Here is a 24371-nt window from a genome sequence, read left to right as displayed (position 1 = left end):
TTCGCGGGCAGAGGGCTCGCGAAGAGGCCCTACGGATCAACCCCTCAAGCCAGGCTTTTGCTCACCACTTCGTAGACGTCGCTGGACAGCGGGCCTGAGGCCAGGATCCGTTCCAGCTCGGCTTTCATCAAGGCCTGACGCTTGCTGTCGTACTTTCTCCAGCGGGTCAGCGGCGACAACTGGCGCGAGGCGATCTGCGGGTTGAGGGCGTTGAGTTCGATCACCAGATCGGCGAGGAAACGGTAGCCCGAGCCATCGGCGGCGTGGAAGTTGATCAGGTTCTGACCGGCGAACGCGCCGATCAGCGCACGCACCTTGTTCGGGTTTTTCAGGGTGAACGCTGGGTGCTGCATCAGCGCCTTGACCCGCGCCAGCCCGCCCGGCAAACCACTGGCCGCCTGGACGCTGAACCATTGGTCCATGACCAGCGGGTTGTCCTTGAAGTGCTCGGCGAACGCTTGCAACGCGCGGGCCTTTTCCGCTTCGAACGGCGAGTTGACCAATACCGCCAATGCCGTCAGGCGTTCGGTCATGTTGTCGCAGGCATCGTATTGTTCGAGGGTGGCGGCCAGTACTTCCGGGCGCTCACTGAGCATCAGGTACGACAATGCGATGTTCTGCAGCGCACGGCGGGCAAAATGTTCCTTCTCGGCCACGTACGGCGTGCTCCGAGACACTTCGCGGTTGGCCTGATAGCGCGCCCACAACCCATCGAACAGGCCATCGGCCAATTGCTTGCGGGCGAACTCGCGGGCGGCGTGGATCGCATCGACGTCGGCGATCTCGCTGATTTCGGCCAGGTAAGCCTCGCTGGGCAGCGAGAGCATCTCGGCCACCATCGCCGGGTCAAGCTCGGTGTTGTCCAGCACGCTGGTCAGGGCCGTCAACAGACGCGAATCCATAGCCAGCGACTCGCCGCGCTGGTACTGACCGATCATTTCCTGCAGCACCTGCACAGACAGTTGCTGGCCCGCATCCCAACGGTTGAAGCCGTCAGTGTCGTGCTGCATGAGGAACATCAGCTGGTCACGGCTGTACGGGAAGCTCAACTTGACCGGCGCGCTGAAGCCGCGCAGCAGCGACGGCAGCGGTTGCTCGGCGATGTCGACGAAGGTGAAGGTCTGCTCGGCATCGGTCACCGCCAGTACCCGGCTGGTGCCGACCGCCGTGGCTTCGTCGGCCAGACGCAGCGGCAGCTGCTGACCGCTGGCATCGAGCAGGCCCAGCGCCACCGGGATCACGAACGGCAGCTTCTCGACCTTGTCCGGGGTTGCTGGACAGCTCTGCCGTAGGGTCAGGCTGTAGGTGCGCGCCTGGGCATCGAAATGCTCGCTGACCTGCAGGCGCGGCGTGCCGGCCTGGCTGTACCAGCGCTTGAATTGGTTCAGCTCGACACCGTTGGCGTCTTCCATGGCGCGGATGAAATCATCGCAGGTCACGGCTTGGCCATCGTGACGCTCGAAGTACAGGTCGCTGCCCTTGCGGAAGCCTTCGGCGCCCAGCAGGGTGTGCAGCATGCCGACCACTTCCGAGCCCTTTTCGTACACGGTCAGGGTGTAGAAGTTGGAGATCTCGATGAAGCTGTCCGGGCGCACGGCGTGGGCCATGGGGCCTGCATCTTCGGCGAACTGGTGGGTGCGCAGGTAGGCGACGTCCTGGATGCGCTTGACGGTCGGCGAATGCATGTCGGCGCTGAAGCCTGCATCGCGGTAGACGGTGAAGCCTTCCTTGAGCGACAGCTGGAACCAGTCGCGGCAGGTCACGCGGTTGCCCGACCAGTTGTGGAAATACTCATGGGCGACGATCGCCTCGACGCGCTGGTGAGCGGCATCGGTGGCGGTTTCGGCGCGAGCCAGCACGGCGCTGGAGTTGAAGATGTTCAGCCCCTTGTTTTCCATGGCGCCCATGTTGAAGTCGTTGACCGCGACGATCATGAAGATGTCCAGGTCGTACTCGCGGCCGTAGGCCTCTTCGTCCCAGCGCATGGATTTCTTCAGGCTGGTCATGGCGTGGGCGCACTTGTCGATGTTTTCCGGCTCGACATAGATGCGCAGTGCCACATCGCGACCGCTCATAGTGGTGAAGCTGTCTTCGACGCACCACAGGTCGCCCGCCACCAGGGCGAACAGGTAGGCCGGTTTCTTGAACGGGTCTTCCCAGGTCGCCCAATGCCGTCCGTCTTCCTGGGGGCCGTTGCCGACCGGATTGCCGTTGGAGAGCAGGATCGGGTACTGCTGCTGGTCGGCGATCAACGTGGTGGTGAAGCGACTCATCACGTCGGGGCGGTCGAGGTAATAGGTGATCTTGCGAAAGCCTTCGGCTTCGCACTGGGTGCAGAACATGCCGGTGGACTTGTACAGGCCCTCCAGCGCGGTGTTGGTTTCGGGGTGGATGCGCACGCTGGTGTCGACGGTGAAGGCATCGCTGCGCGGTTGCAGGGTCAAACTGTCCGCAGCCAGCTGGTACTGATCGGCCGTCAGGTCAGTGTCGTCGAGCTTGACGCCGAGCAGTTCCATCAACTCGCCGTCGAGCACCAGCGGCGGCAGACCGGCCCCGCGTTCCGGGTTGCGACGCATGACCAATTGCGCATGGACCAGGCTGTGATCGTCGAACAACTCGAAGGTCAGGTGGGTCTCGTCGATCAGATAATCGGGCGCCTGATAGTCTTTCAGGTAGATCATTTTCGGTTGTTCGGTACGCATGCCAAAACCCTTCTACTGATGCACGGCCAGTTGGTAAGCCGTGTATTTGCGAATATTGATGACGCCGGAATCGAATATCAGGTATTGACCCTTGATGCCCAGCAACGTGCCTTCGGCGACGGGGTTCTTGTCCAGGTTGAAGCTGGCGATCTTGCTTGGGTAAGTGTGCACCGGATAGCGGATCTCGATCGGTTCGACATCGTTCAGTGCCTGGATCGCCTGCAGACCGAAGCGGTCCTGGAGCATATGAATACCGGCCGCGCAGCTGTCGAACAATTGTTCGCGGATCGCCACCAGATCCACCGCCGGGGCGTCGCCCTTGAGCAGCGCGCGCCAGTTGGTGCGGTCCGCCACCTGGGAGCGGAACAGGTCTTCGACCAGGCCCGACTGCTGTCGGGTCGCCACGCGCATGATCGGCAGCGCCTGGCTGGCGCCCTGGTCGAGCCAGCGGGTGGGCAGCTGGCTGGCCCGGGTGATACCGACCTTGACCCCCGAAGAGTTGGCCAGATAGACCACATGATCGGTCATGCAGAACTGCTCGCCCCAGGCAGGGTCGCGGCAGGTGCCGGCGTCATAGTGGCATTTCTCCGGGGCCATGATGCACACGTCGCACTGCGCCAGCTTGGTCATGCACGGGTAGCAGTAGCCCTGGCTGAAACTGGTCTTGGTCTTGCGACCGCAATTGACGCAGTGGATGGCGCCGAGAAATTCCAGGCGGATCCGCGTGCCGATCAGGGGGTTGGCGGCTATCTGGGTTTCTCCCAGACGCAGCTGGTATTGCACCACCGGCGCTTCGAGGCGCGCGGACATCTTGCTGGCCGAACCGCGGCCAAGCTCTTGCAGGGTGTCTTGCGTGAAGAGATCGCTGGTCAATGGATCGAGTCCGACTTGAACAGGATGTTCTCGATCGGCGCGGATTTCGAGGCGCATTCCTGCGGGCCCATGTAGCCGGTGCGCTGGTCTTCGGGCAGGTTCTTGGCTTCCCAGGCGATGATCGCCTGCAGGGTCAGTTCCTTTTGCTCGGCGGTCAGCTTGCGGCCGTCGGACCATTTGCCGATCTCGACCGCCAGCTTCAGGCTTTCGTAGATATCAGGGGTGATGTTTTCGATCATGTGGGCGAATGACGACATGCGGAAGCCTCCAATGGATGCTGGCATTTTAAACGCTGCGCCGGGTGCGTAAAGGGAAATCCCGGCGGCCCTTCACGCAACCGTGCCTGCCGGGGTCAGCCGGGCGGTGAGGAACTCCAGCAGGGCATCCACCTTGGGCAGGCTTTCACGGCTTTTCAGCCACACCAGGTTCATCGCCAGGCCATCGGTGGCCAGTGGCGCCAAGACCTCGACCAGGGCGCCGCTGTCCAGATGGCACTGTACCAGCCAGGTCGGCAGTTGGGCGATGCCCTGCCCGGCCAGCACCGCCATGACCTGCCCTTCGCCATCGCCGACCGCCACGTGGGGATGGATGATCCGCCGCTCCATGTCACCGGCCTGGCGCCCCTTGAAGTACCAGGGATAGACCGAGCCATCGGTCTGCCCATAGCCGACGCAGCGATGCTGTTCCAATTCTCGCTCGCCCTGGGGCGTGCCGTGTTCGCGCAGGTAGGCGGGCGCGGCGCAGAACACCAGGCGCTGGCGACCGAAGAAGCGCCGCCCGACGTTGCTCGGCCAGGCATCCGAGCCGCCGATGCGCACGACGATGTCGATGCCTTCCTGAGCGGGGTCGACGAAACGGTCCGAGAAGGATATGTGCGGCTGCAGCCGGGGGTGCTGGGCGGCGAACTCGAGGATCAGCGGCAGCACGTGCAGCCGACCGTAGGACGCCGGCAGGTCGATGCGCAGCCGACCATGGGGCTCATGCTGTTCGGCGCTCATCGCCAGCTCGACTTCTTCCAGGTCGGCGAGCACGCCGGTGCAGGTGCGGTAGAAGGTCTGCCCCGCTTCGGTCAACGCTAGGCGCCGTGTGGTGCGCTGGAAGAGCCGTACGCCGAGCCGGGCTTCCAGGCGCGCCACGCTTTTGCTGACCGCCGAGTTGCTGAGGTTCAGGCGTTCGGCGGCGGCGGTGAAACTGCCCAGGTCCGCGACGCTGACGAAGACATCGATGCCCTTGAGGCGCTCCGAAGAAAACATAGCCGCTCCGATTGGTGAATTCAGTTCAATTCACAAGGTACCAGATGACCGCAATATGCCGGAGATTCTTCAATAGACTATTGCAAAATCTTTCTGGAGTGACGTTCGATGCCTTCTTCCCCTATCGCAGGAGCCGTGCCCTCGGCTTCGGTCAACACCGCCTCGGGCATACAGATCCTGATCATGGCCGTGGCGGCGTTCATTATCGTGACCACGGAGTTTCTCATCGTTGGTCTGCTACCCAGCCTGGCGCGCGACCTGGACATTTCCATTGCGCTGGCAGGCCAGGTGGTGACCCTGTTCGCCTTTACCGTGATGCTGTTCGGACCCTACCTGACGGCGCGCTTGGCGCACGTTGAGCGCAAGAAGCTGTTCACCCTGATTTTGCTGGTGTTCGCTGCGTCCAACGTGTTGGCGGCAGTGTCCACCAATATCTGGGTGCTGGCCATCGCGCGCTTCATCCCGGCCCTGGCGCTGCCAGTGTTCTGGGGCACCGCCAGTGAAACCGCAGGGCAACTGGCTGCCCCGAGACAATCGGGCAAGGCAGTGGCCAAGGTCTATCTGGGCATTTCCGCAGCCCTGGTGTTCGGCGTGCCGCTGGGCACCGTGGCCGCTGACCTGATCGGCTGGCGCGGCAGCTTCTGGGTACTGGCCGGGGTATCGTTGCTGATCGGCGTGCTGATGCACCTGGTGATGCCGAAGTTGCCAGGCTCGCCGGTCGCTGCGGCCGGCGAGAAGCAGACGGCGATCTTGCGTCAGCCGCGCTTTCTGGCCCATGTGCTGCTGTCGGTGCTGACCTTTACCGCCATGTTTACGGCTTACACCTATCTGGCGGATATTCTGGAACGCTTGGGCGGTGTGCCAGCGGGTCAGGTGGGCTGGTGGCTGATGGGCTTCGGTGCAGTGGGCATGCTGGGTAATCACCTGGGCGGCAGCATGGTGGACAAGCGTCCGCTGGGCGCCATGGTGGTGTTCCTGGTGGTGCTGGGTGCGGGCATGACGGCGGCCGTGGCGTTCGCCGAGCAGCGTGCCTGGTTGATCGCTGCGCTGATCGCCTGGGGCATCGCCTACACCGCGCTGTTTCCGATCTGCCAGGTGCGAGTCATGCAGGCCGGTGCCAAGGCTCAGGCCCTGGCGGCTTCGCTGAACATCTCGGCGGCCAATGCGGGTATCGGTCTAGGCGCCATTCTCGGTGGCCTGGGCATCCGTCAGTTCGGCCTGGACTCCCTGGGCCTGCTGGCCACCGGCATGGCGGTCCTGGCGTTGATCGTGGCATTGCTGATGATCAAGCGCCCGGCCACCGCCAAGTGATTGCATCCGTGTAGCAGCGGCGCGAGCCGCGTCGGCGGGCAACGCAGGGTGCCTGGATGAACGCGGTGAGGCCGGACGCGGCTTGCGCTGCTGCTACAGGGATCGCGGTGTCGGTGGGTACGGCGGTGTGTCTGTAGCAGCGGCGCGAGCCGCGTCGGCGGGCAACGCAGGGGGTCTGGATGAACGCGGTGAGGCCGGACGCGGCTTGCGCCGCTGCTACAGGGATCGTGGTGCCGGTGTGTACGGCGGTGTATCTGTAGCAGCGGCGCGAGCCGCGTCGGCGGGCAACGCAGGGTGCCTGGATGAACGCGGTGAGGCCGGACGCGGCTTGCGCCGCTGCTACAGGGATCGCGGCGTCGGTGGGTACGGCGGTGTGTCTGTAGCCGCGGCGCGAGCCGCGTCGGCGGGCAACGCAGGGGTCTGGATGAACGCGGTGAGGCCGGACGCGGCTTGCGCCGCTGCTACAGGGATCGCGGTGTCGGTGGGTACGGCGGTGTGTCCGTAGCAGCGGCGCGAGCCGCGTCGGCGGGCAACGCAGGGTGCCTGGATGAACGCGGTGAGGCCGGACGCGGCTTGCGCCGCTGCTACAGGGATCGCGGTGTCGGTGGGTACGGCGGTGTGTCTGTAGCAGCGGCGCGAGCCGCGTTGGCGGGCAACGCAGGGGTCTGGATGAACGCGGTGAGGCCGGACGCGGCTTGCGCCGTTGCTACAGGGATCGTGGTGTCGGTGGGTACGGCGGTGTGTCTGTAACAGCGGCGCGATCCGGGTCGGCGGTGGATGCAGCAAAGTGAGGGGATGCATGGTCTGAACCCGCAAGGAGTTTTTTGCCATGCCCTCACGCCATACCGACATCGAATTGTTCTACAAACCGCCCTTCGACTGGCAGCGTCTGCTCAGGTTTTACGGCGGTCGTTCCAGTGCATTGGTCGAGACGGTCATCGACGGCGTGTATCTACGCACCGTCGAATGGCAGGGCGATGAAGGCTTGCTCAGTGTCCGGCAGGACGCGAGCCGTGACTGCCTGATCGCGCGAGTCGATGGGCCGGCCAGCGTTCACCTGCCGGCCCTGGTGCCGCGTCTGCGGCGCATGTTCGATCTGGATCTGGACCCGCAGCAGTTGCATGCCGCGCTCGACGGCGATCCCTGGCTGGGCCGCCTGCTGCTGCAGACGCCGGGCTTGCGCGTGCCAGGCACCTGGTCGACCTTCGAACTCATCGTGCGCACCATCGTCGGCCAGCAGGTCAGCGTCAAAGCGGCGACAACCATTGCCGGGCGCCTGGCCGAGCGCGCCGGGCGGGCCGTGGCCCATCCCCAGCACGCACAGGTGGCGTGGCAGTTTCCGACCCCGGCTGCCCTGGCCGATGTCAACCTCGAGCGGATCGGCATGCCCAGCAAGCGGGTGGCGGCGCTGCAGAACTTTGCGGCGGTGGTGGCCAACGATCAGCTGCAGATCGAAGCCTTTGTCGATGAACACACCCGTGCCGACCTGACACCCCTGCGCAAGGGCCTGCTGGCGCTGCCGGGGATCGGCCCGTGGACGGTCGAATACGTGGCCATGCGGGCCTGGCGCGACCGCGACGCCTGGCCAGGCAGCGACCTGGTCATCATGCAGGAGATCACCCGTGAGCATCCGGAGCTGCTGAAACTGGGGCACCAACGGCTGCGCAGCGAAGACTGGCGGCCGTGGCGCGCCTACGCCGTCATGTACATCTGGAACGAGCTCATGGACCGCACCGACGGCCAGCGCGGTGGCTGAAAGCGTGGCACCACAGACGCTACGCTCTCAGCCAGACGCTCAGCGCTGCAGCGGTGGCGTGCGCGGCGGGATCACCCGGCGCTGACCGGTGGCCTCGAAGGCCGCGGCCAGGCGCAACAGCTGCGTGTCGTCGTAGGCGCGCCCGGCGAAGGTCAGCCCCACCGGCATGCCGATGTCGGCCATCAGGCCCATGGGCACGGTGACGGTCGGCACGCCCAGATGGCGAATCGCCAGATTGCCGTTGGCCACCCACACGCCATTGCTCCAGGCGATGTCCGCTGCTGCCGGATCGACATCAGCCTTGGCTGGAGCCACGTCGGCGACGGTGGGAAACACCACCGCATCAAGCTTCAGGGCCTGCATCCAGTCTTCCAGGTCGATCTTGCGGGTGTGCTCCAACGCGCGCAGACCGTCGGCCAGGGTATCGATCTGGTCCCAGGGGGTGATACCACGCTCGGCCATCTTCACGTATTCGTCCATGCCGGCGGCCAGGTCGCCTTCGCGGTTGGGCAGCGTGCCGGGGTCATGGGGGAAGATCAGCGGACCGTCGACATCCACCAGCCGATTCAGCGCCGGATCGCCGTTGGCGCGCAGAAAGTCGTCGAAGGCCCAGGCGGTCAGGTCCCACAATTCATGATGCAGGAACGCCGGGTCGACGATGCCGCGGTTGAACACGGTCGGCGCACCCGGTCGATCGCCTTCGCAGTTGGAGACCAGCGGGAAGTCCACTTCGACCACCTCGGCACCTGCCGCTTCAAGGGCATGGCGGGCCTGCTGCCAGAGGTCGATCACCGAAGCACGGGTGTGAATGCGCTGCCCGGTCGGGCCGCCTATGCCCGGCTGCTCGGCCGTGCCGGCCAGCGGGTCGGCATTGATGTACATCCGCGGCACGCCGAAGCGCTTGCCCGCCAGCGCTGCAGGCGACCCGGCCAGTTGCACATAGGACGCCGGGCGCACGCTGGCCACCTTGGGTATTGGCACCCAGGGTTGCAGGCGCCACAGGTCGCCACGAGTGTCGGGGTCGTCGGCGACCACCACATCGAGGATTTCCAGCAGATCGGCCATGGTCCTCGCAAACGGCACGACCACGTCCATGGTCGGCGTCAGCGGCCAGTTGCCGCGCACCGAGATGATCCCGCGCGACGGCGTGTAGGCACACAGGCCGTTGTTGGACGCCGGGCCGCGTCCGCTCGACCAGGTTTCTTCGGCCAGGCCGAACGCGGCGAAGCTGGCTGCGGTCGCCGTGCCCGCACCATTGGACGAGCCGGAAGCAAACGGCGCGGTGAGGAACTCGGCGTTGTACGGGCTTTCCGCACGGCCGTAGACGCCGCGCTGCATGCCGCCGTTGGCCATGGGCGGCATGTTGGTCTTGCCCAGGCAGATCGCTCCGGCAGCGCGCAGGCGCTCGACGGTGAACGCATCGCGCTGGGCGACCAGCCCGGCAAAGGCCGGACTGCCGGAAGCCGCGGTCAGGCCCTTGACCAGGTAGCTGTCCTTGGCCGTGTAGGGAATGCCATCGAGCGGCCCCAGGGTCTGGCCGCTCGCACGCCGTGCATCGGCCGCCTCGGCCTCAGCCAGGGCCGAGGGATTGGGCACCACCACGGCGTTCAGCGCGGTGGCCGTATCGGCGCCGTCATAGGCCGCAATGCGCTCCAGGTAGGCCTGGACCAGTTCGACCGCCGTGGTCTGCCCACTCTCCAGAGCCGCGCGCAGTTGGGCGATGGAAACCTCGGTGACTTCGATCATGCTGCTCTCCTGCACGATCAGCCCTTGGCGGCCATGGCGGTGACTTCGACACGCATGCCGGGGGCGGCCAGCGCAGTGATACCCACGGCGGCACGCACCGGCCAGGGCTTGGCGAAGAAGCGATGGTAGACCTCGTTGAAGGCCGGGCGGTCAGCCATGTCGGTCAGGTAGATGGTCAGGTGCAGGACGCGATCTAGCGAGCTGCCCGCCGCTTCCAGCGCCACTTTGAGCGCCTGCAGCGTGCATTCGCTCTGGGCGGTGATGCTGCCCAGTTCCAGGCTGCCGTCGGCGCGGGTTGGAATCTGGGTGGTCACCAGCAGACCGCCGAAGCCTGCGACGTCCGAGGAAATCGACTCCGGGTCAGGGTCCGGCACAAAGGTGATGTCTGAATGGGCCATGGGAATCTCCTGAGGTCAATGATGGGCAATGGCGGGCATGTTACAGCCCAGCCATTGCAAATTGAAACGCCAGAGGGCTCAGCCCACCAGGTGCAGGAAGTGCATGTGCCGCTCGTAGTGATCGAGGATGTCGCCAATCACCTCGTCGCGCGACCAGCCCATCACATCGTGGTCCTGGCCCCCTTCGCGCAGGTGCACTTCGGCGCGGAAATACTTGCGCTCCTCGCCGGTCGGTCCGCTCATGACGAAGCTTGGGGTGGCATAGGCATGGGGCCGGATTTCATAGATAAAGGCATCGTCGGCGGGCCCCACGCTCAGGCGCACACCGCCCTCCTCGCCGTCTTCCACCGTGCAATCGTAACCCTGCAGGCGCCATTCCTCGGCGACGCTGAGGCAGGCCGGACGAGCCACTTCCTCGATGAAGCGCACCACGTGGGCACGTCGCGGGAACATGGCCAGGGTGCGCAGACGACGCTGCCAGTTGCCGCCGGCCCGTGGCGTGTTCGGGGAAATCGCCAGGGCCTGATGGCGCAGGCCACGCTTGGTGGCGTCCAGCTTGAGCGCCTTGAGCAGGCCGCGCATGCTCAGCAAAAGCGCCAGGGTGAATGGCAGCGCACTGGCGATGGTCGCCGTTTGCAGCGCCTTGAGGCCGTCGGCCAGCAATAGCGCGATGGCCACCAGGCCCATGCTCGAGGCCCAGAAAATGCGCTGGCGCACCGGGGTATTTTCCGACCCACCGGAGGCGAGCATGTCCACCACCATCGCGCCGGAGTCGGCCGAGGTAACGAAGAACACCACCACCATGATGATCGCCAGGGCGCTGATCACGCCAGAGAACGGAAAGTGCTGGAGAAACGCGAACAGCGCCAGCGACGTGTCCTTGTCCACGGCCATGCCCAGGTCGGTCATGCCCTGTTCGAGAATCATGTGGATCGCGGTATTGCCGAACACGGTCATCCACAGCAGGGTGAAAGCGGTGGGCACCAGCAGCACCCCGGTGACGAATTCGCGGATGGTACGGCCGCGCGAGATCCGCGCGATGAACAGCCCCACGAACGGCGACCAGGCCAGCCACCAGCCCCAGTAGAACAGGGTCCAGCCGCCGATCCAGTCGGTGGGCTGGTAGGCGTTGAGGTTGAGGGTGCGGCTGACGATCTCGCTGAGGTAGCCACCGGTGTTCTGCACGAACGTCTGCAGGATCAACACGGTGGGGCCGAGGATCATGACCATCGCCATGAGCAGCACCGCCAGGCCCAGGTTGAGCTCGGACAGCCGGCGGATGCCCTTGTCCAGCCCGGACACCACCGACAGCGTGGCCAACGCGGTGGTGCCGATGATCAGGGCGATCTGGATCGGGATCGATACCGGAATGCCGAACAGCGCGTTGAGGCCGGTGTTGATCTGCGCCACACCGAAGCCCAGCGAAGTGGCCACCCCAAGTACCGTGCCGATGATGGCGAAAATGTCTACGGCATGCCCGATGGGGCCGTAGATGCGCTCGCCGATCAGCGGATAGAGGGCCGAACGCAGGGTCAGCGGCAGGCCGTGGCGGAAGCTGAAATAGGCCAGGATCAAGGCGACGATGGCGTAGATGGCCCAGGCGTGCAGGCCCCAATGGAAGAAGGTGATGCGCATCGCCTCACCCGCAGCGGCAACGGTGTCGCCCTCGCCGTAGGGCGGATTGAGGAAATGCATGACCGGCTCGGCGACGCCGAAGAACATCAGACCGATGCCCATGCCCGCCGAGAACAGCATGGCAAACCAGGTCATGCTGCTGTAGTCGGGCGTGCTGTGGTCCGGGCCCAGCTTGATGTCACCGTAGCGGCTGACGCCCAGGAACACCACGGTGCCCAGGATCACCGCCACGGCGAGAATGTAGAACCAGCTGACGTTGGTGAAGATCCAATCCTGCACATGGGCGAACAGGGTTTGCGCCTGTTGGGGCATCAGGCTGGCGAACAGCACCAGCAAGAGCAGCAGGATGGCCGATATCCAGAAGACCGGCGGATTGAGTGTCGAGGCCTCGACGGGGTCTGACTTCACAGTCATTGAAAAGCTCCTGATGGGACGGTGCAGCAGTGGGTGTGTGGCTAGCTGTGACCGCACTGCGCGGCTGGGGTTTACCGACACGCTTCGTCCAGTTCGCCTTTGATGGACCGATTATGTGTCTGGATGTATTTGCTCACATATTCGCGCGGCGGGGCCGGCACGATTGCCGGTGGCGCTCTGTCTATCAGTGACGCTGCAGCCTGTTCTTCGATCATCAACCGCTCGACCATCAACCGGAGGATCCATGGCATTCGTCGACACTTATGTGAAAGAGATCATCGCGCTGGAGGTGGCGCTCTTTCATGCGCGGGCTCGTCTGGAAGGCGCGGCGGATGCCGAAGCATTGCACGACCTGCGTATCGCCGTGCGGCGCATCCGCAGCCTGCTGATCCCGGTGCGAGCGGAACCGGCCATGGGCCCGCTGCTGGCGGCGGCCAAGGCCGTGGGGCAACTCACGACCCCTACCCGCGATCTGGAAGTGATGGCCCAGGAACTGGAAAAGCGTGGCATGGACGGTGCCGCTGCCAGCCGCCGGGCACGCCTGGAGCTGGAGCACCAGCTGATCGCCGAGCATGCCACCCTGCAGGCCTTGTTCACGGCGCTCGACGGATGGCCCGCCGCGTTTCGCGCCAGTGAGCCGGGTCTGGATTCCAGACACTTCGAAAAGGGGGTGATGAAGACCCTGAACAAGCACGTCGACAAGCTGCGCCGTGCCCTCAAGGATGCCCAGTTCGATCGGCACGAACTGCGCATCCTGGTCAAACGCACGCGCTACCTGACCCAAGCCTTCGCCGACCTTTCTCCGCTGTCATCCAAGGCGGAAAAATCGCTCAAGGCCGTGCAGTCGGCGCTGGGCTCGTGGCATGACCACCATCAGTGGTGCCTCAAGGCCAAGGTCGAAGCCGATCTGCAACCGCTGGCGCAGGTCTGGGCCAAAGACTCGGCCGCCGAACTCGAGCGAGCCGAGGCCGAGCTCGACACCCTGGCGCGTCTGCTGCCCAAGCGCAGCAAGCGCTGAGGGCAGCCACGCGGTGGCCGGGCGGCGCGCGGGTCACGCCGCCTTGATGCGCGCCGTGACCTGCCCCAGTTCCGTCGACAGTTGATGCAGGTGGCCGCTGGCGCTCTGGGTACGGTCGACGTTGGCCTGGTTGGTGGTGGCGATGGCGGTGATTTCGACCAGGTTCTGGGCGATGTCGTCGACCACCGCGTTCTGCTCTTCGGCGGCCGTTGCGATCTGCCGGTTCATGTCCCTGATCGCCTCGATCGACTGGGTGATGCGGGTCAGTGTCTGCCCCGCTTCCACCACCTGCTCGACGCCCTGATCGCTGCGTTGCTGGCCACTTTCGATGGCTTGTACCGCGTTCACCGCGCCGGTCTGCACGGTGTCGATGATCTGATGGATTTCCAGGGTCGAAGCCGCGGTACGTTGCGCCAGGGTGCGCACCTCGTCGGCGACCACGGCGAAACCGCGACCGGCATCCCCGGCCCGCGCCGCCTCGATGGCGGCATTGAGCGCCAGCAGGTTGGTCTGGTCGGCAATGCCGCGGATCACTTCCAGCACCTTGCCGATCCGCCCGCTGTCGTCGCGCAACTGACGAATCACGTCGCCGGTCAGGGCAATCTCGCCGCGCATGCGGGTGATGGTATGGATAGTGGCCTGCATGGACTGCTCACCACTTTGCGCCTCGCGATCGGCATCGGCGGCGGCGGTGGCCGCGCCGGCGGCATGGCGGGCGACTTCCTGCGCGGTGGCGGACATTTCCTGCATCGCCGTGGCCACTTGATCGGTGCGCTCGAACTGCTCGTTGGTGCCCTGCAGCATCACCGCAGCGATGGTGTTCAGCTCGCCACTGGCCTGGTCCAGATCAGCCGTGCTGCGTTGCAGCCGGGTGAAGGTATCGGCGAGAAAGTCACGCAGGGTGTTCGCCGCCACGGCGAGATTGCCCAACTCGTCACGCCGCTGGCTGACCACGCGCTCGGCCAGATGGCCCTGGCTCAGGCGCGCCACGTAGTCGATCAGGTCGCGCACCGGCGTGACCAGGTTGCGGTTGACCAGCCACAGGCTCAGGGCGGTGATCAGCAGACCGGACAACAGCATGATGCCGATGCCCCAGATGATCGCCTGATGGCCCTGCTCGTTGATCGACCGCGACTGCTCATCGGCCAGCCCGCGCAGTTCGGTCACCAGAGCGTTCATCTGCTCGCTGGTGGCACGGTCGACGCCGGCCACCGCATGGTCGCCGCTGGCGGCGTCGGCCCCGCTGGCCAGGAAGGCTTCGCGACCCTGACGATAGGCCTTGCCCAACGTAGCGTGTTCATCACGCAGGCGCTGGGCGTTCTGGCTGACGCTGGCGGGTACACCGGGTAATTCACTCAGGGTTTGCAAGGTGGCCGCCACCGCCCGCTCCTGCTCCTCGAACTGAGCCCAGTACTTGTCCGCGGCCTTGGGGTCCTTTCCACGCAGCAGCACATTCTTCCATTCCTGCACCTGGGTCTTGAACTGAACGTTGGCACGATCGACCAGTTCAGTGGCCCGCAGCGGTCCGGCCACCAGGTGTGTGTAGTCATCCAGGCTTCCTGCGAGGAATTTGAAGCTGCCCAGAGCAATCAGCAGCAGGATGAGCAACCCACCGGCCAGCAAGGCCAGCACCTGGGCGCGCAGAGATGTTTTGAACATGACGAACCTCATGATTGGAAGCCCTTGCGAACGCGTGGGCAACCGTTATATCGGCAGGGCTCAGGCGTTGCTTGAGCGCGCCGGCCACGGTGCGACGTCCGGTGGCGAGTCTCGGCGCGCCCGATAATATTTCGACACGAACGCTTGTGAACTAACCGTTGGCAGCGGCGATCCTCTCTATGCGCAACACGCGCGTCTGACCCGCCGGTGCATCCGTGCCGATGTTGTCCTTTGATGAGGGATTGTCGTGACCACTACTACCCAACTTGCCTATCGACACAGGCCAGGTCCGCTGCATGCGATCTTCCTGGCCGGTACCGTTCCGCTCTTTCTGGGCGGGCTGCTGAGCGATATCGCCTATTACCAGAGCTACCAGATCCAGTGGAGCAACTTCGCCGCCTGGCTGATCGCCGGTGCCTTGGTGTTCTGTGGCCTGGCGCTGCTGTGCGCCCTCATCAACCTGGTCCGCGCGGAACATAAGGGCGGTCGTCCAGTCGTGTACTTCCTGCTGTTGCTGGTGACGTGGGTACTGGGTCTGGTCAACGCCTTCGAACATGCCAAGGACGCCTGGGCAGTCATGCCTTCGGGGCTGATCCTGTCGGTGATCGTGACGGCACTGGCGCTGATCGCGGCCTGGGTCGGTTTGACCAATCTGCGTTCCGGAGGTGTTCGATGAACTATTCAGGCGCCTTGACGGCCATCAGCGTGGCCTTGTTGCTCGCCGGTTGCGGCAGCGAAGCCGACAGCACCCAGGCCCGCGGGCCCGATCCCAAATTGCCGGAAGCACAGCGCGGCCTGCTGCCGAGCATGAAGATCGCCGAGCCGGTGGCCTGGGGCGACAGCAAACCGACCGTGCCACAGGGCTATACCATCAGCGCGATTGCCACCGACCTGGCGATTCCGCGCCAGACCCTGGTCCTGCCCAACGGTGACATCCTGGTGGCCGAAGGTCGCGGCGGCAGCGCTGCCAAGCTCAAGCCCAAGGACGTGATCGCCAGCTACATCAAGGCCAAGGGCAATACCCAGGTCAAGGGCGGCAACCGCCTGACCCTGCTGCGTGACGCCGACGGCGATGGCACCTACGAGCTGAAGACCGTGTTCGCGGAAAACCTCAACGCGCCTTACGGCCTGGCCTATGCCGACGGCAAGTTGTACGTCGCCAACCAGGATGCCCTGGTGCGCTTCGACTACACCGACGGCCAGACCAAGGCCAGCGCGGCACCGACCAAGCTGGCCGACCTGCCCTCGGCGATCAACCACCACTGGACCAAGTCGCTGGCCATCAGCGACGACGGGCGCTACCTGTACGTGGGCATCGGCTCCAACAGCAACGTGACCGAACGGGGCATGGAAGTCGAGATCGACCGCGCCATGGTCTGGCAGATCGATGCCCAGACCGGCGCGCACAAGCCCTATGCAACGGGTATCCGCAACCCGACGGCACTGACCATCCAGCCGGGCACAGGCCAGCTGTGGGCCGTGGTCAACGAACGTGACGAGCTGGGTCCGGACCTGGTGCCGGACTACCTGAGTTCGGTCCGTGAAGGGCAGTTCTATGGCTGGCCGTACAGCTATTGGGGCCAGAACGTCGACCCCCGTGCGCAGCCACAGAATCCGGAAAAAGTCGCGGCGGCGGTCAAGCCCGATTACAGCCTTGGCTCGCACGTCGCCGCACTGGGTGTGGACTTCTCGATCCCGGCCATGGGCGAGAAGTTCGCCCAGGGCGCCTTCGTTGGCGAACACGGTAGCTGGAACCGCGACAACCCCGTGGGCTACAAGGTGATCTTCGTGCCGTTCGCCGGCAACAAACCTGCCGGCGAGCCCATCGATTTCGCCACGGGCTTCCGTGGTGACGATGGCAAGACCCGTGGCCGTCCGGTCGGTGTAACGGTCGATCCGCGCGGCGCGCTGATCATCGCCGATGACCTGGCCAACACCGTCTGGCGCGTCACGCCGAGCCGTTGAGGCTGGCTTCGGGGCGCCCTGCCCCGAGGTGTTGTCCACCGGCGCGCGTTCAGCGCGCCGGTTGTTTGTTGCCCCCCTGCTTCCCGATCAGCGACTCATCACCGTCAAGGCATCGACCAGGGCGTGCATGTCGGCGGGCGTCGTGTTGATCCCCGGCGTCACCCGAATGCAGGGCCCGCAGGCGGAGCCGTCGCGAGCAACGGTAAAAATATTGAATTGGGCGAGGAGCTGGTCGATCTTGCCCTGCTGGTCCTGCACGTCGCGGAAACGGAACGAGGCGATGCAGCAGGACAGGCGCGGGTCTTCGGGCGTGAGCACTTCGATGCCCGGCAGCTTTCGCGCAGGCGTCAGCCACAGGTCACGCAGGTAACGCAGGCGCGCGCCCTTCACTGGCCAGCCGCCCAACGCCTGGTGTTCGGCAAACACTGTGGGCAGGCTCATCAACGCGGGGACGTTGGGGGTGCCGTAGGGGCTCAGGCAGCGGATGTCGTCGGCTGGATAGCTGGGGTTGCCCATGTCCGGCGAGAAATCGGCGAGGCGCTCGCGGCGAACGTGAATGACCCCCAGGCTGAGCGGCGCGCCAATCCATTTCTGCAGGTTGAAGCCCGCCAGCTCGATGCCCAGGTCGTGCAGATCGACCTCCATCTGACCGAGCGAATGGGCACCGTCCAGAATCACGTCGATGCCGTGGGCACGGGCCTGGGCGGCAATGGCCTTGATCGGCATGACCAGCCCGGTACGGTGGGTGACGTGGGTCAACGCCATGAGCTTGAGCCGCGGATGGGTGGCGAAGGCCTGGCGGTAGGTCTGGAGCAAAGCCTCGTAGCTGGCGGGGTGCTCGTGGACCAGACGTACCAGCTCGACACCGCGGGCCTGTTGCAGCCAGTCGAAGGCACCCTGCACCGAGCCGTAGTCCAGGTCGCTGATCAACACCTGATCGCCCGGCTGCAGACGCGTGTAGTTGCGGATCAGCGAATACAGGGCCTCGGATGCGCTGCGGGCGAAGGTCAGCTCACCTGCGGGCACGCCCATCAGGTCGGCAAGCTGCTGGCGGATGGCGTCGGCCTCATGCTTGTCGAAGTGCTGGCGCACGTGCACCGAGTTGCTGCGATTGACATGGCGGATCGCGTCTTCATAGGCGCTCACCACGCCTTCGCTCATGCGACCGAAATAACCGCCGTCGAGGTTGATCGGCCCGTCGTCGCGTGGGTAGCGTGCAGCAACGTCCGTCCAGAAGGTTTCATCCATGGCCAATTCGGCAGGGCTTTGCGTTACGCGGGGCATGACAGCACGCTCTTGAGGGGAAGACACCGAGCATCGCTTTGCCGGACGTGGGATGCAAGGGGCAACGCCGGTCGTCGCTGACATGAACAGAGCGCCCCTGGTTATTTGACCATTCGTTCAACAATCCCTAGGGTAGCCAGCTTCATTTTTGTCCGAGATGCTCATGACCACCCGTTCCAAGCTTCCGCCGACCGTCTACCTGTTGGGGTTGACGATTTTCTCGCTGGTGACCGCCGAGTTCATGGTAGCCGGGATGATGCCCGCGCTGGCCGCCGCGTTCTCCGTGAGCCTGGCCCAGGTCGGCAACCTGATTGCCCTGTATGCGCTGGGCATGGCCCTGGGCGGGCCACCGGTCACGGTGCTGCTGCTGTCGCGCGGGATCAGCAATCAACGGGCGCTGGTCGGTCTGCTGGCGGTGTACGTGCTGGCCGGGGCGCTGGCCGCCGCCGCGCCCACCTACACGGTACTGGCCTTGGCACGCATCGTCATGGGCGTGTCCAGCGCCGCCTGCATCGGCCTGTGCATGACCCTGTGCGCCGGGCTGGTCAGCCTGCAGGACCGCGGCCGGGCCATTTCGGTGGTGCTGGCCGGGCTGATGCTGTCGCCCGTGGCCGGCGTGCCGGCGACCGCCTGGGTCGAACATCACTATGGCTGGCGGGCCAGTGCCTGGTTGGTGGTGGCGCTGGCCTCGCTGTGCACGGTGCTGGTCGCCACGCGCCTGCCGCGCGCCGAGGCCGGCGACGAGCCGTCGCTGGGCAGACAGTGGATCAGCCTGAAGAACCGCAGCCTGTGGGGTGCCTACATCACCAGCGGCCTGATCATCGGCGCGACCTTCGCTGCGTTCAGTTATTGCACGCCGATCCTGATCGAGGAAGTCGGCGTGGCTCCTGCCCAGGTGGCGCCGTTGCTGGCGTTGTACGGCGTGGCCAACGTGCTGGGCAACATGGTGGTGGGCCGGATCGCCGATCGGCATACCTTCGCCGCCCTGGGTTGGGGCCTGGCCTTGCTGGTGCTGGCGCTGGGCGGATTCGCCCTCGCCGGTCAGGTGTTCTGGCTGAACCTAGGCTGCTTCCTCACCGTTGGCCTGACCGGGGTCGCGCTGAACCCGGCCATGGTCGCGCGGGTGATGAAGGCCGCCGAGCCCGGCGCACTGGTCAACACCCTGCACACCTCGGTGATCACCGCCGGGCTGGCCCTAGGCAGTTGGGCCGGTGGTGCAGTGATCGATGCCGGTCTGGGGCTGCGCGCCCCGTTGTGGCTGGGCGCCGGCATGGCGCTGCTGGGCCTGCTCAGTCTGCTGCGGCCCTGGTACAACGCCACCGCGCCCGCCGCCGCAGCACGCTGACACCGGCGCAGCCTACAGCGGTTTGGCCAGTACTCCGGAGGGGGCATGGTCGGCCGCCGACGCTGGGTCGGTCTGATCCAGCTCTCGTGACACCGAAAGCCGCTCCTCGGCGATGCGCTGGACCAGATTCAGCGCGCGCTCGGCACTGCCCAGCAAGGCCAGGATGGCGCCGCGTTCGTCCCAGCCCAGGTTCTGCTCGGGCTGCAGGCAGCGCTCGCGCAGGGCCAGCAGGTCCCTGGCATGGGCGTTCGGCAGGTAGGCGCCCTGTGGTCCCTTGCGCACGGCCGGCTCGACGATATCGAGAATGGCGTCGACGATCTTCCGTGCATTGGCGCAAAACACCTGACGCTCGATGCGGCGGGCGATCTGCGACAGGGTCCGGGTCAGGCTTGCGCTGAAGTCTTCTTCCTCGATGAGGCTGGCGAGCAGATTGGTCTGCCGCGCCGTGACATCGTTCTTGAACATCTGCGCGGTGTAGCCGCGAATCTCCTGGCTCAGGGTGTCCAGCGCGTGCTCATGTTCCGCGGCGTTCTTCAGCGCCCGGGATTGGCCGCGCGCCGCGTCCAGCAGCAGGCCCATGCCCTGGCTGTAGCGGGTCAGTTCCTGGCTGACGGCGGCCACACCGGTGTTCACATTGGCCAGCGCGGCACGGTCGAGATGACGCGGTACGGCATAGTCCTCCGCGTCGCTGCGGCTGGCGCCGATGCGTGAAAGCACACGCTCGAACACGCCGATGAAGGGAAACATCAGCGCCGTGTTGAAGATATTGAAGCCGATGGAGTAAAGCCCCACCGCCACGGGCACCATCGGGAAGCTTTCCTTGCCATCGACCGTACTGGTACGGGTCACGTCCATGCCGAACAGGCCCATGGTCCCTTGCAGGATGTCCATGGACACAAAGAACAGCGGAAACATCACGGCAACGCCGATGAAGTTGAAGGCGATATGGGCATAGGCCGCGCGCTTGGCGTTCTTCGACAGGTTGAGCGAGGCCAGCCATGAGGTGACGGTGGTGCCCAGGTCAGCGCCCAGGGAAAACGCCACTGCCGTCTGCCAATCCAGAATGCCGGCAGCCCCCAGGCCCATGACGATGCCGATGGTGGCCGACGAGGAATGGATCATGGCGGTGATGCCGGCGGCGGTCAGCACGCAGATCGCCAGGCCGGTGTAGCTGTCGGCGCGCAATCCGGAGATGACCGACATCACTTCCGGCAAGTCGCGCAGGGGCTTGAGCCCGCCGGTCAACAGGTTCAGGCCGTAGAAGATCAACGAGAAACCGATGATGGCAATGGCCAGATGGCGGGTCTTTTCGTTCTTGCTGAAGACATAGACCAGGGCGAACAGCCCGGCGAAGATCAGTCCCAGTGGCCCCAGCGGCATGGCGATCAAGCCGTTGCCCAGGGTGGTGCCGATGTTGGCACCCATGATCACGCTGATGGCCGGCCGCAGCCCGACCACGCCGGCGTTGACCAGCCCGACCGTCATGACGGTCATGGCCGTGCTGGATTGCAGCACGCCGGTGATCACGGTTCCGGCGGCCAGGCCCTTGGCGGGCGTGCCGGCCAGCTTGGCCAGCCAGGCGCGCATGCGGTTGGCCGCCAGGTTGTTGATGCCGTCGGACATGAATTCCAGCCCGAGCATGAAAATGCCCAGGCCACCGATGACAGGGACCAGCAGGTCTTTGAAGATATCGATTTCCATGGCGGCTCTTTGCGGTAGGGAGGATGGCCGGCGCGCCCGGGGTGTGATCCTCGAAGCTAGACATGAAATGTGACATATGGGTGACGCGCGGCCGTCGTTGCTCATTGCTGCGACCATCGGTGTAGTGGCCGAGTGCGGGGACGCCGCAAGGAAACCGATCCACCGTATGCACCGTGACGCGGCTCGCGCCGCTGCTCCAACGGATCGCGTTCCCCGTGACGCGGCTTGCGCCGCTGCTACAGAGGCTTGCGAGCCGCGTCCGGGGACGACGCGGAGGGGGTGGGGCACTGCATTCGCAGTGACGCGGTTGCAGGACATTTTTCCCGGGGTGGACGACGCGCGTAGGAAATTTCTGACACAATAGTGCAAACGATTCGCATTATCTTGTCTAGCCAGGAAGCTTTTCATGTCTCGCATGTCCCGTTCGCCGCTCCCCTACCCTCCGCAAAACCTGCTGGCCCTGGCCATCTGCATGGCAACGATCACGCCAGCCCTGGCCGACGACAGCACCGCAAGCCAGCAGCAGGCGGCGCCTGGAGTCATCGAACTGGGTGCTAGCGAGATCACCTCGAACGCATTCCAGCTGGGCAGCTACACCGAGGGCTCCCAGTCCTACACCACCGGCAGCATGGCGACGGCTACCAAACTGCCGCTGAGCCTGCGTGAAACGCCCCAGGCGGTGACCGTGATCACCCGCCAGCGCATGGACGACCAGGCCATGACCAGCATCAACGATGCGGTGCGCGCCACCCCTGGCCTGTTCCTCAGCTATGCCAACGGTCCCGGTCGCCAGGCCTATACAGCACGCGGTTTCGACATCGACAACCTGATGTACGACGGCATCCCCAGCGGCTACTCGGGCGTCACCATCGGCGCCCAGCCCAACCTGGCGATGTTCGATCGGGTCGAGGTGGTGCGTGGTGCGACGGGCCTGGTCACCGGTGCCGGCAACCCCTCGGCGGCCATCAACCTGGTGCGCAAACGCCCGCTCGCCGAACAGAAGGTCACCCTGACCGGCGCCGCGGGCAGCCACGACGACTACCGTGGCGAAATCGACGCTTCCAGCCCGCTCAACCCGGCGGGTACCCTGCGCGGCCGGGTAGTGGCGTCCTACCGCGATGCCAACAGCTTCATCGATGGTGTGGAAGAGGACCATGGCCTGTTCTACGCGGTGACCGAAGCGGACCTGAGCGAAGACACCCTGCTGACAGTGGGTTTCTCTCACCAGAAGGACAAGACCAATTACTTCTGGGGTTCATCGATGATCGGCCAGGACGGCCATCACCTGGACCTGCCGCGCTCGTACAACCCGGGCACCAAATGGGAGAACAAGGACCAGGAAATCAACACCGTGTTCGCGGAAGTACGCCAGCGCCTGGCCAACGACTGGAACCTGCAGGTCAACGCCAACTACGCCGAGCAGAACGGCTTGTTCTCGGGCTCTTATCAATCGCGCTGGTTCGAAAATACCCTGGCACGTACCGTGTACCAGTCGGCACACGATGAAAACCAGGCTGGCCTCGATGCCTTCGTCAGCGGTCCGTTCCAGGCGTTCGGACGCACTCACGAACTGGTGGTCGGCGCCAGCAGGCGCATCTACGACATGACCACGCACAACTACGATCCCTACGACACCAACTGGCCGATCAACGCCGGCAAGCCGAACTTCACCCATACCGACAACGACCGCGAAGTCACCACCCAGGATGGCCTGTACATGACCACACGCCTGAGCCTGGCCGACCCGCTGAAGCTGATTCTCGGTGGCCGCCTGGACTGGTACGACTATGACAACCGCGATGGCGAAGGCGACTACAAGGTCACCCGCAATGTCACCCGTTACGCCGGGCTGATCTTTGATCTGGACGACCACCATTCGCTGTATGCCAGCTACAGCGACATCTTTACCCCGCAAAGCGCCCAGGACACCAGCGGCACGCCGGTGCGGCCGATTCAGGGCAAGAACTACGAGATCGGCATCAAGGGCGAGTATTTCGATGGCGCGCTGAATGCCAGCCTGGCGCTGTTTCGGGTCGATCAGGAAAACCGCGCGGTGCAGATCTTCGTCGAGAACTGCCCGCAGCTCAGTTGCTACGAAGCGTCGGGCGAAGTGCGCAGCCAGGGCATCGACTTCGAGCTGCAGGGGGCGCTGACCGAGAACTGGCAGGTGGGCGGTGGCTACACCTACGCGCGGGTGCACACGCTCAAGGACAGCGCCAACCCACAGAACGAAAACCAGCGCTACGACACCGACATTCCCGAGCACCTGTTCAAGGTCACCACCACCTACCGCTTCCAGGGCCCGCTGGAGAAACTGCGCGTGGGCGGTACCCTGTCCTGGCAGAGCCGCCTGTACAACGATGTCGACCTGGCCGATGGCGGCAGCTACCGCCTGGAACAGGGCAGCTATGCCGTCACCGACCTGATGGCCGGCTATCAGGTGAGCCGCAACCTGGACCTGCAGATCAACGCCAACAACGTGTTCGACCGCAAGTACTACAACGCCATCGCTACCTCGACCAGCTATGGCGGCGACAGCTACGGCAACCCGCGCAACCTGATGCTGACGGCCAAGTACAGCTTCTGATCGGCAGCCGCGAGCGGGTCGATGGGCCGTACTGGTATCATCGACCCACTTCTCCCCTGGGCCACGCCATGAATCGTCGCAAGAAGATCAAACAGCTGTTGCAAGCACATGCCAAGAAGGCCAGCGCCAAGCTGGCGCCGCAGAGCAAGGACCGTTACATCAGCAAGGCGGACCGGGCGAAGCTGGCGCTCGAGGCCGACAGCGCAAGTCACGCTGTCGATCAGGCCTGAAGCGGGTCGAGCCTGGGCTTCAGAGGTAGTGCAGCGGCAAAATCTGGTCGCGCGTCAGCGGCGCCAGTTCGAGCTTGGCCACCGTTGTGGCATCAACCCACAGCGCTTCTTCGATTTCCGCAGCGGGGCTGACCTGGGCCTTGATGCGTACTTGAAAAAGCTCGCAATGCACTTCATGGCCGGGCTCGTTGGCGGCCACGGCTGTGTAGGTACCCAGAAATCTGGCCTCGGCGGGATCCACCGCGATGCCCAACTCCTCCTCCAACTCACGAACCAGTGCCTGGGCAGGCTGCTCGCCCGATTCGATCTTGCCGCCTGGCTGCATGAAGGCGCTCGTGTTGCGCTTGCGCACCAGCAACGTTTGCCCTTGCTCGTTGAGCAGCAGTGCGGCAGCGATATGGATGGTGGCGGCCATGGCGTCTCTCCTGAAAAAAGGTGGGCACCATGGCACGCCGTGCATGAGCTGGCAATTGCCACTGGAGAACGTTTGGGGG

The 24371-nt window shown here is 64.9% G+C and carries 18 protein-coding genes and 1 pseudogene; 8 read left to right on the top strand and 11 right to left on the bottom strand.

The window, feature by feature from the left end; all coding sequences use genetic code 11:
* Positions 1 to 44 precede the first annotated feature (44 nt).
* The 4 genes from pepN to BLV18_RS06820 form a co-directional block, all read right to left on the bottom strand.
* The gene (gene pepN / locus BLV18_RS06835; protein ID WP_090357218.1) at positions 45 to 2702 is read right to left on the bottom strand and encodes an aminopeptidase N; all 2658 of its coding nucleotides are present in this window, start codon (positions 2700 to 2702) and stop codon (positions 45 to 47) included.
* A 12-nt stretch (positions 2703 to 2714) separates the two neighbouring features.
* The gene (locus BLV18_RS06830; RefSeq protein ID WP_090362085.1) at positions 2715 to 3545 is read right to left on the bottom strand and encodes a DUF2797 domain-containing protein; all 831 of its coding nucleotides are present in this window, start codon (positions 3543 to 3545) and stop codon (positions 2715 to 2717) included.
* Between the two features lie 26 nt (positions 3546 to 3571).
* The gene (locus BLV18_RS06825) at positions 3572 to 3832 is read right to left on the bottom strand and encodes a YeaC family protein (RefSeq protein WP_043187898.1); all 261 of its coding nucleotides are present in this window, start codon (positions 3830 to 3832) and stop codon (positions 3572 to 3574) included.
* A 72-nt stretch (positions 3833 to 3904) separates the two neighbouring features.
* The gene (locus BLV18_RS06820; RefSeq protein ID WP_090357216.1) at positions 3905 to 4828 is read right to left on the bottom strand and encodes a LysR family transcriptional regulator; all 924 of its coding nucleotides are present in this window, start codon (positions 4826 to 4828) and stop codon (positions 3905 to 3907) included.
* A 108-nt stretch (positions 4829 to 4936) separates the two neighbouring features.
* Between BLV18_RS06820 and BLV18_RS06815 the strand changes: the two genes are divergently transcribed.
* The gene (locus tag BLV18_RS06815; RefSeq protein ID WP_090357214.1) at positions 4937 to 6139 is read left to right on the top strand and encodes an MFS transporter; all 1203 of its coding nucleotides are present in this window, start codon (positions 4937 to 4939) and stop codon (positions 6137 to 6139) included.
* Positions 6140 to 6968: 829 nt separating this feature from the next.
* Positions 6969 to 7895: a DNA-3-methyladenine glycosylase family protein gene (locus BLV18_RS06810; protein ID WP_090357212.1), complete on the top strand. Its 927-nt coding sequence runs from the start codon at positions 6969 to 6971 to the stop codon at positions 7893 to 7895.
* Between the two features lie 39 nt (positions 7896 to 7934).
* Here the strand turns inward: BLV18_RS06810 and BLV18_RS06805 are convergent, their stop codons facing one another.
* The 3 genes from BLV18_RS06805 to BLV18_RS06795 all read right to left on the bottom strand — a co-directional run bounded on the left by BLV18_RS06805 (position 7935) and on the right by BLV18_RS06795 (position 12088).
* The gene (locus BLV18_RS06805; RefSeq protein ID WP_090357210.1) at positions 7935 to 9641 is read right to left on the bottom strand and encodes an amidase; all 1707 of its coding nucleotides are present in this window, start codon (positions 9639 to 9641) and stop codon (positions 7935 to 7937) included.
* 17 nt (positions 9642 to 9658) lie between these two features.
* Positions 9659 to 10039 (bottom strand): RidA family protein, encoded by a 381-nt coding sequence (locus BLV18_RS06800; protein ID WP_090357208.1) that lies wholly within the window; start codon positions 10037 to 10039, stop codon positions 9659 to 9661.
* A 78-nt stretch (positions 10040 to 10117) separates the two neighbouring features.
* On the bottom strand, positions 10118 to 12088 hold the full coding sequence (locus tag BLV18_RS06795) for a BCCT family transporter (RefSeq protein ID WP_090357206.1): 1971 nt from the start codon (positions 12086 to 12088) through the stop codon (positions 10118 to 10120).
* 244 nt (positions 12089 to 12332) lie between these two features.
* Here BLV18_RS06795 and BLV18_RS06790 point away from each other — a divergent pair, with 244 nt between their 5' ends.
* Positions 12333 to 13106, top strand: a complete 774-nt coding sequence (locus BLV18_RS06790; protein WP_090357203.1) for a CHAD domain-containing protein — start codon at positions 12333 to 12335, stop codon at positions 13104 to 13106.
* 33 nt (positions 13107 to 13139) lie between these two features.
* On the opposite strand, the pseudogene BLV18_RS06785 reads toward BLV18_RS06790, so the two are convergent.
* Positions 13140 to 14420 (bottom strand): annotated as a pseudogene (locus BLV18_RS06785) (methyl-accepting chemotaxis protein); the annotation flags it as partial.
* Between the two features lie 592 nt (positions 14421 to 15012).
* On the opposite strand from BLV18_RS06785, the gene BLV18_RS06780 reads away from it, so the two are divergent.
* Positions 15013 to 15441, top strand: a complete 429-nt coding sequence (locus tag BLV18_RS06780; protein WP_049859035.1) for a DUF2231 domain-containing protein — start codon at positions 15013 to 15015, stop codon at positions 15439 to 15441.
* On the top strand, positions 15438 to 16730 hold the full coding sequence (locus BLV18_RS06775; protein ID WP_090357198.1) for a PQQ-dependent sugar dehydrogenase: 1293 nt from the start codon (positions 15438 to 15440) through the stop codon (positions 16728 to 16730). The genes BLV18_RS06780 and BLV18_RS06775 overlap by 4 nt, the downstream gene beginning before the upstream one ends.
* Before the next feature lie 87 nt (positions 16731 to 16817).
* Here the strand turns inward: BLV18_RS06775 and BLV18_RS06770 are convergent, their stop codons facing one another.
* Complete coding sequence (locus BLV18_RS06770) at positions 16818 to 18014, bottom strand: aminotransferase class V-fold PLP-dependent enzyme (protein ID WP_090357196.1); 1197 nt, start codon at positions 18012 to 18014, stop codon at positions 16818 to 16820.
* A gap of 163 nt (positions 18015 to 18177) precedes the next feature.
* Between BLV18_RS06770 and BLV18_RS06765 the strand changes: the two genes are divergently transcribed.
* Positions 18178 to 19359 carry an MFS transporter gene (locus BLV18_RS06765; protein ID WP_090357194.1) on the top strand — a complete coding sequence of 394 codons (1182 nt, stop codon included), beginning with the start codon at positions 18178 to 18180 and terminating at the stop codon, positions 19357 to 19359.
* 12 nt (positions 19360 to 19371) lie between these two features.
* Here BLV18_RS06765 and BLV18_RS06760 read toward each other — a convergent pair whose 3' ends face one another.
* Entirely contained in the window at positions 19372 to 21060 is a 1689-nt protein-coding gene (locus BLV18_RS06760; RefSeq protein WP_090357192.1) for a Na/Pi cotransporter family protein, read from the bottom strand.
* 415 nt (positions 21061 to 21475) lie between these two features.
* Here BLV18_RS06760 and BLV18_RS06750 point away from each other — a divergent pair, with 415 nt between their 5' ends.
* Together BLV18_RS06750 and BLV18_RS06745 are read left to right on the top strand one after the other, a co-directional pair.
* Entirely contained in the window at positions 21476 to 23647 is a 2172-nt protein-coding gene (locus tag BLV18_RS06750; RefSeq protein ID WP_090362082.1) for a TonB-dependent siderophore receptor, read from the top strand.
* A 68-nt stretch (positions 23648 to 23715) separates the two neighbouring features.
* Positions 23716 to 23877, top strand: a complete 162-nt coding sequence (locus BLV18_RS06745) for a DUF2986 domain-containing protein (RefSeq protein WP_090357188.1) — start codon at positions 23716 to 23718, stop codon at positions 23875 to 23877.
* A gap of 19 nt (positions 23878 to 23896) precedes the next feature.
* On the opposite strand, the gene BLV18_RS06740 is transcribed toward BLV18_RS06745, so the two are convergent.
* Positions 23897 to 24292 carry an NUDIX hydrolase gene (locus BLV18_RS06740; protein WP_090357186.1) on the bottom strand — a complete coding sequence of 132 codons (396 nt, stop codon included), beginning with the start codon at positions 24290 to 24292 and terminating at the stop codon, positions 23897 to 23899.
* Positions 24293 to 24371: the final 79 nt, after the last annotated feature.

The sequence above is a fragment of the Pseudomonas coleopterorum genome, from assembly GCF_900105555.1.
Taxonomy (GTDB): Bacteria; Pseudomonadota; Gammaproteobacteria; order Pseudomonadales; family Pseudomonadaceae; genus Aquipseudomonas; species Aquipseudomonas coleopterorum.
The sequence above is the reverse complement of the archived record's forward strand: the minus strand, read 5'-3'. Positions and strand labels throughout refer to the sequence as shown.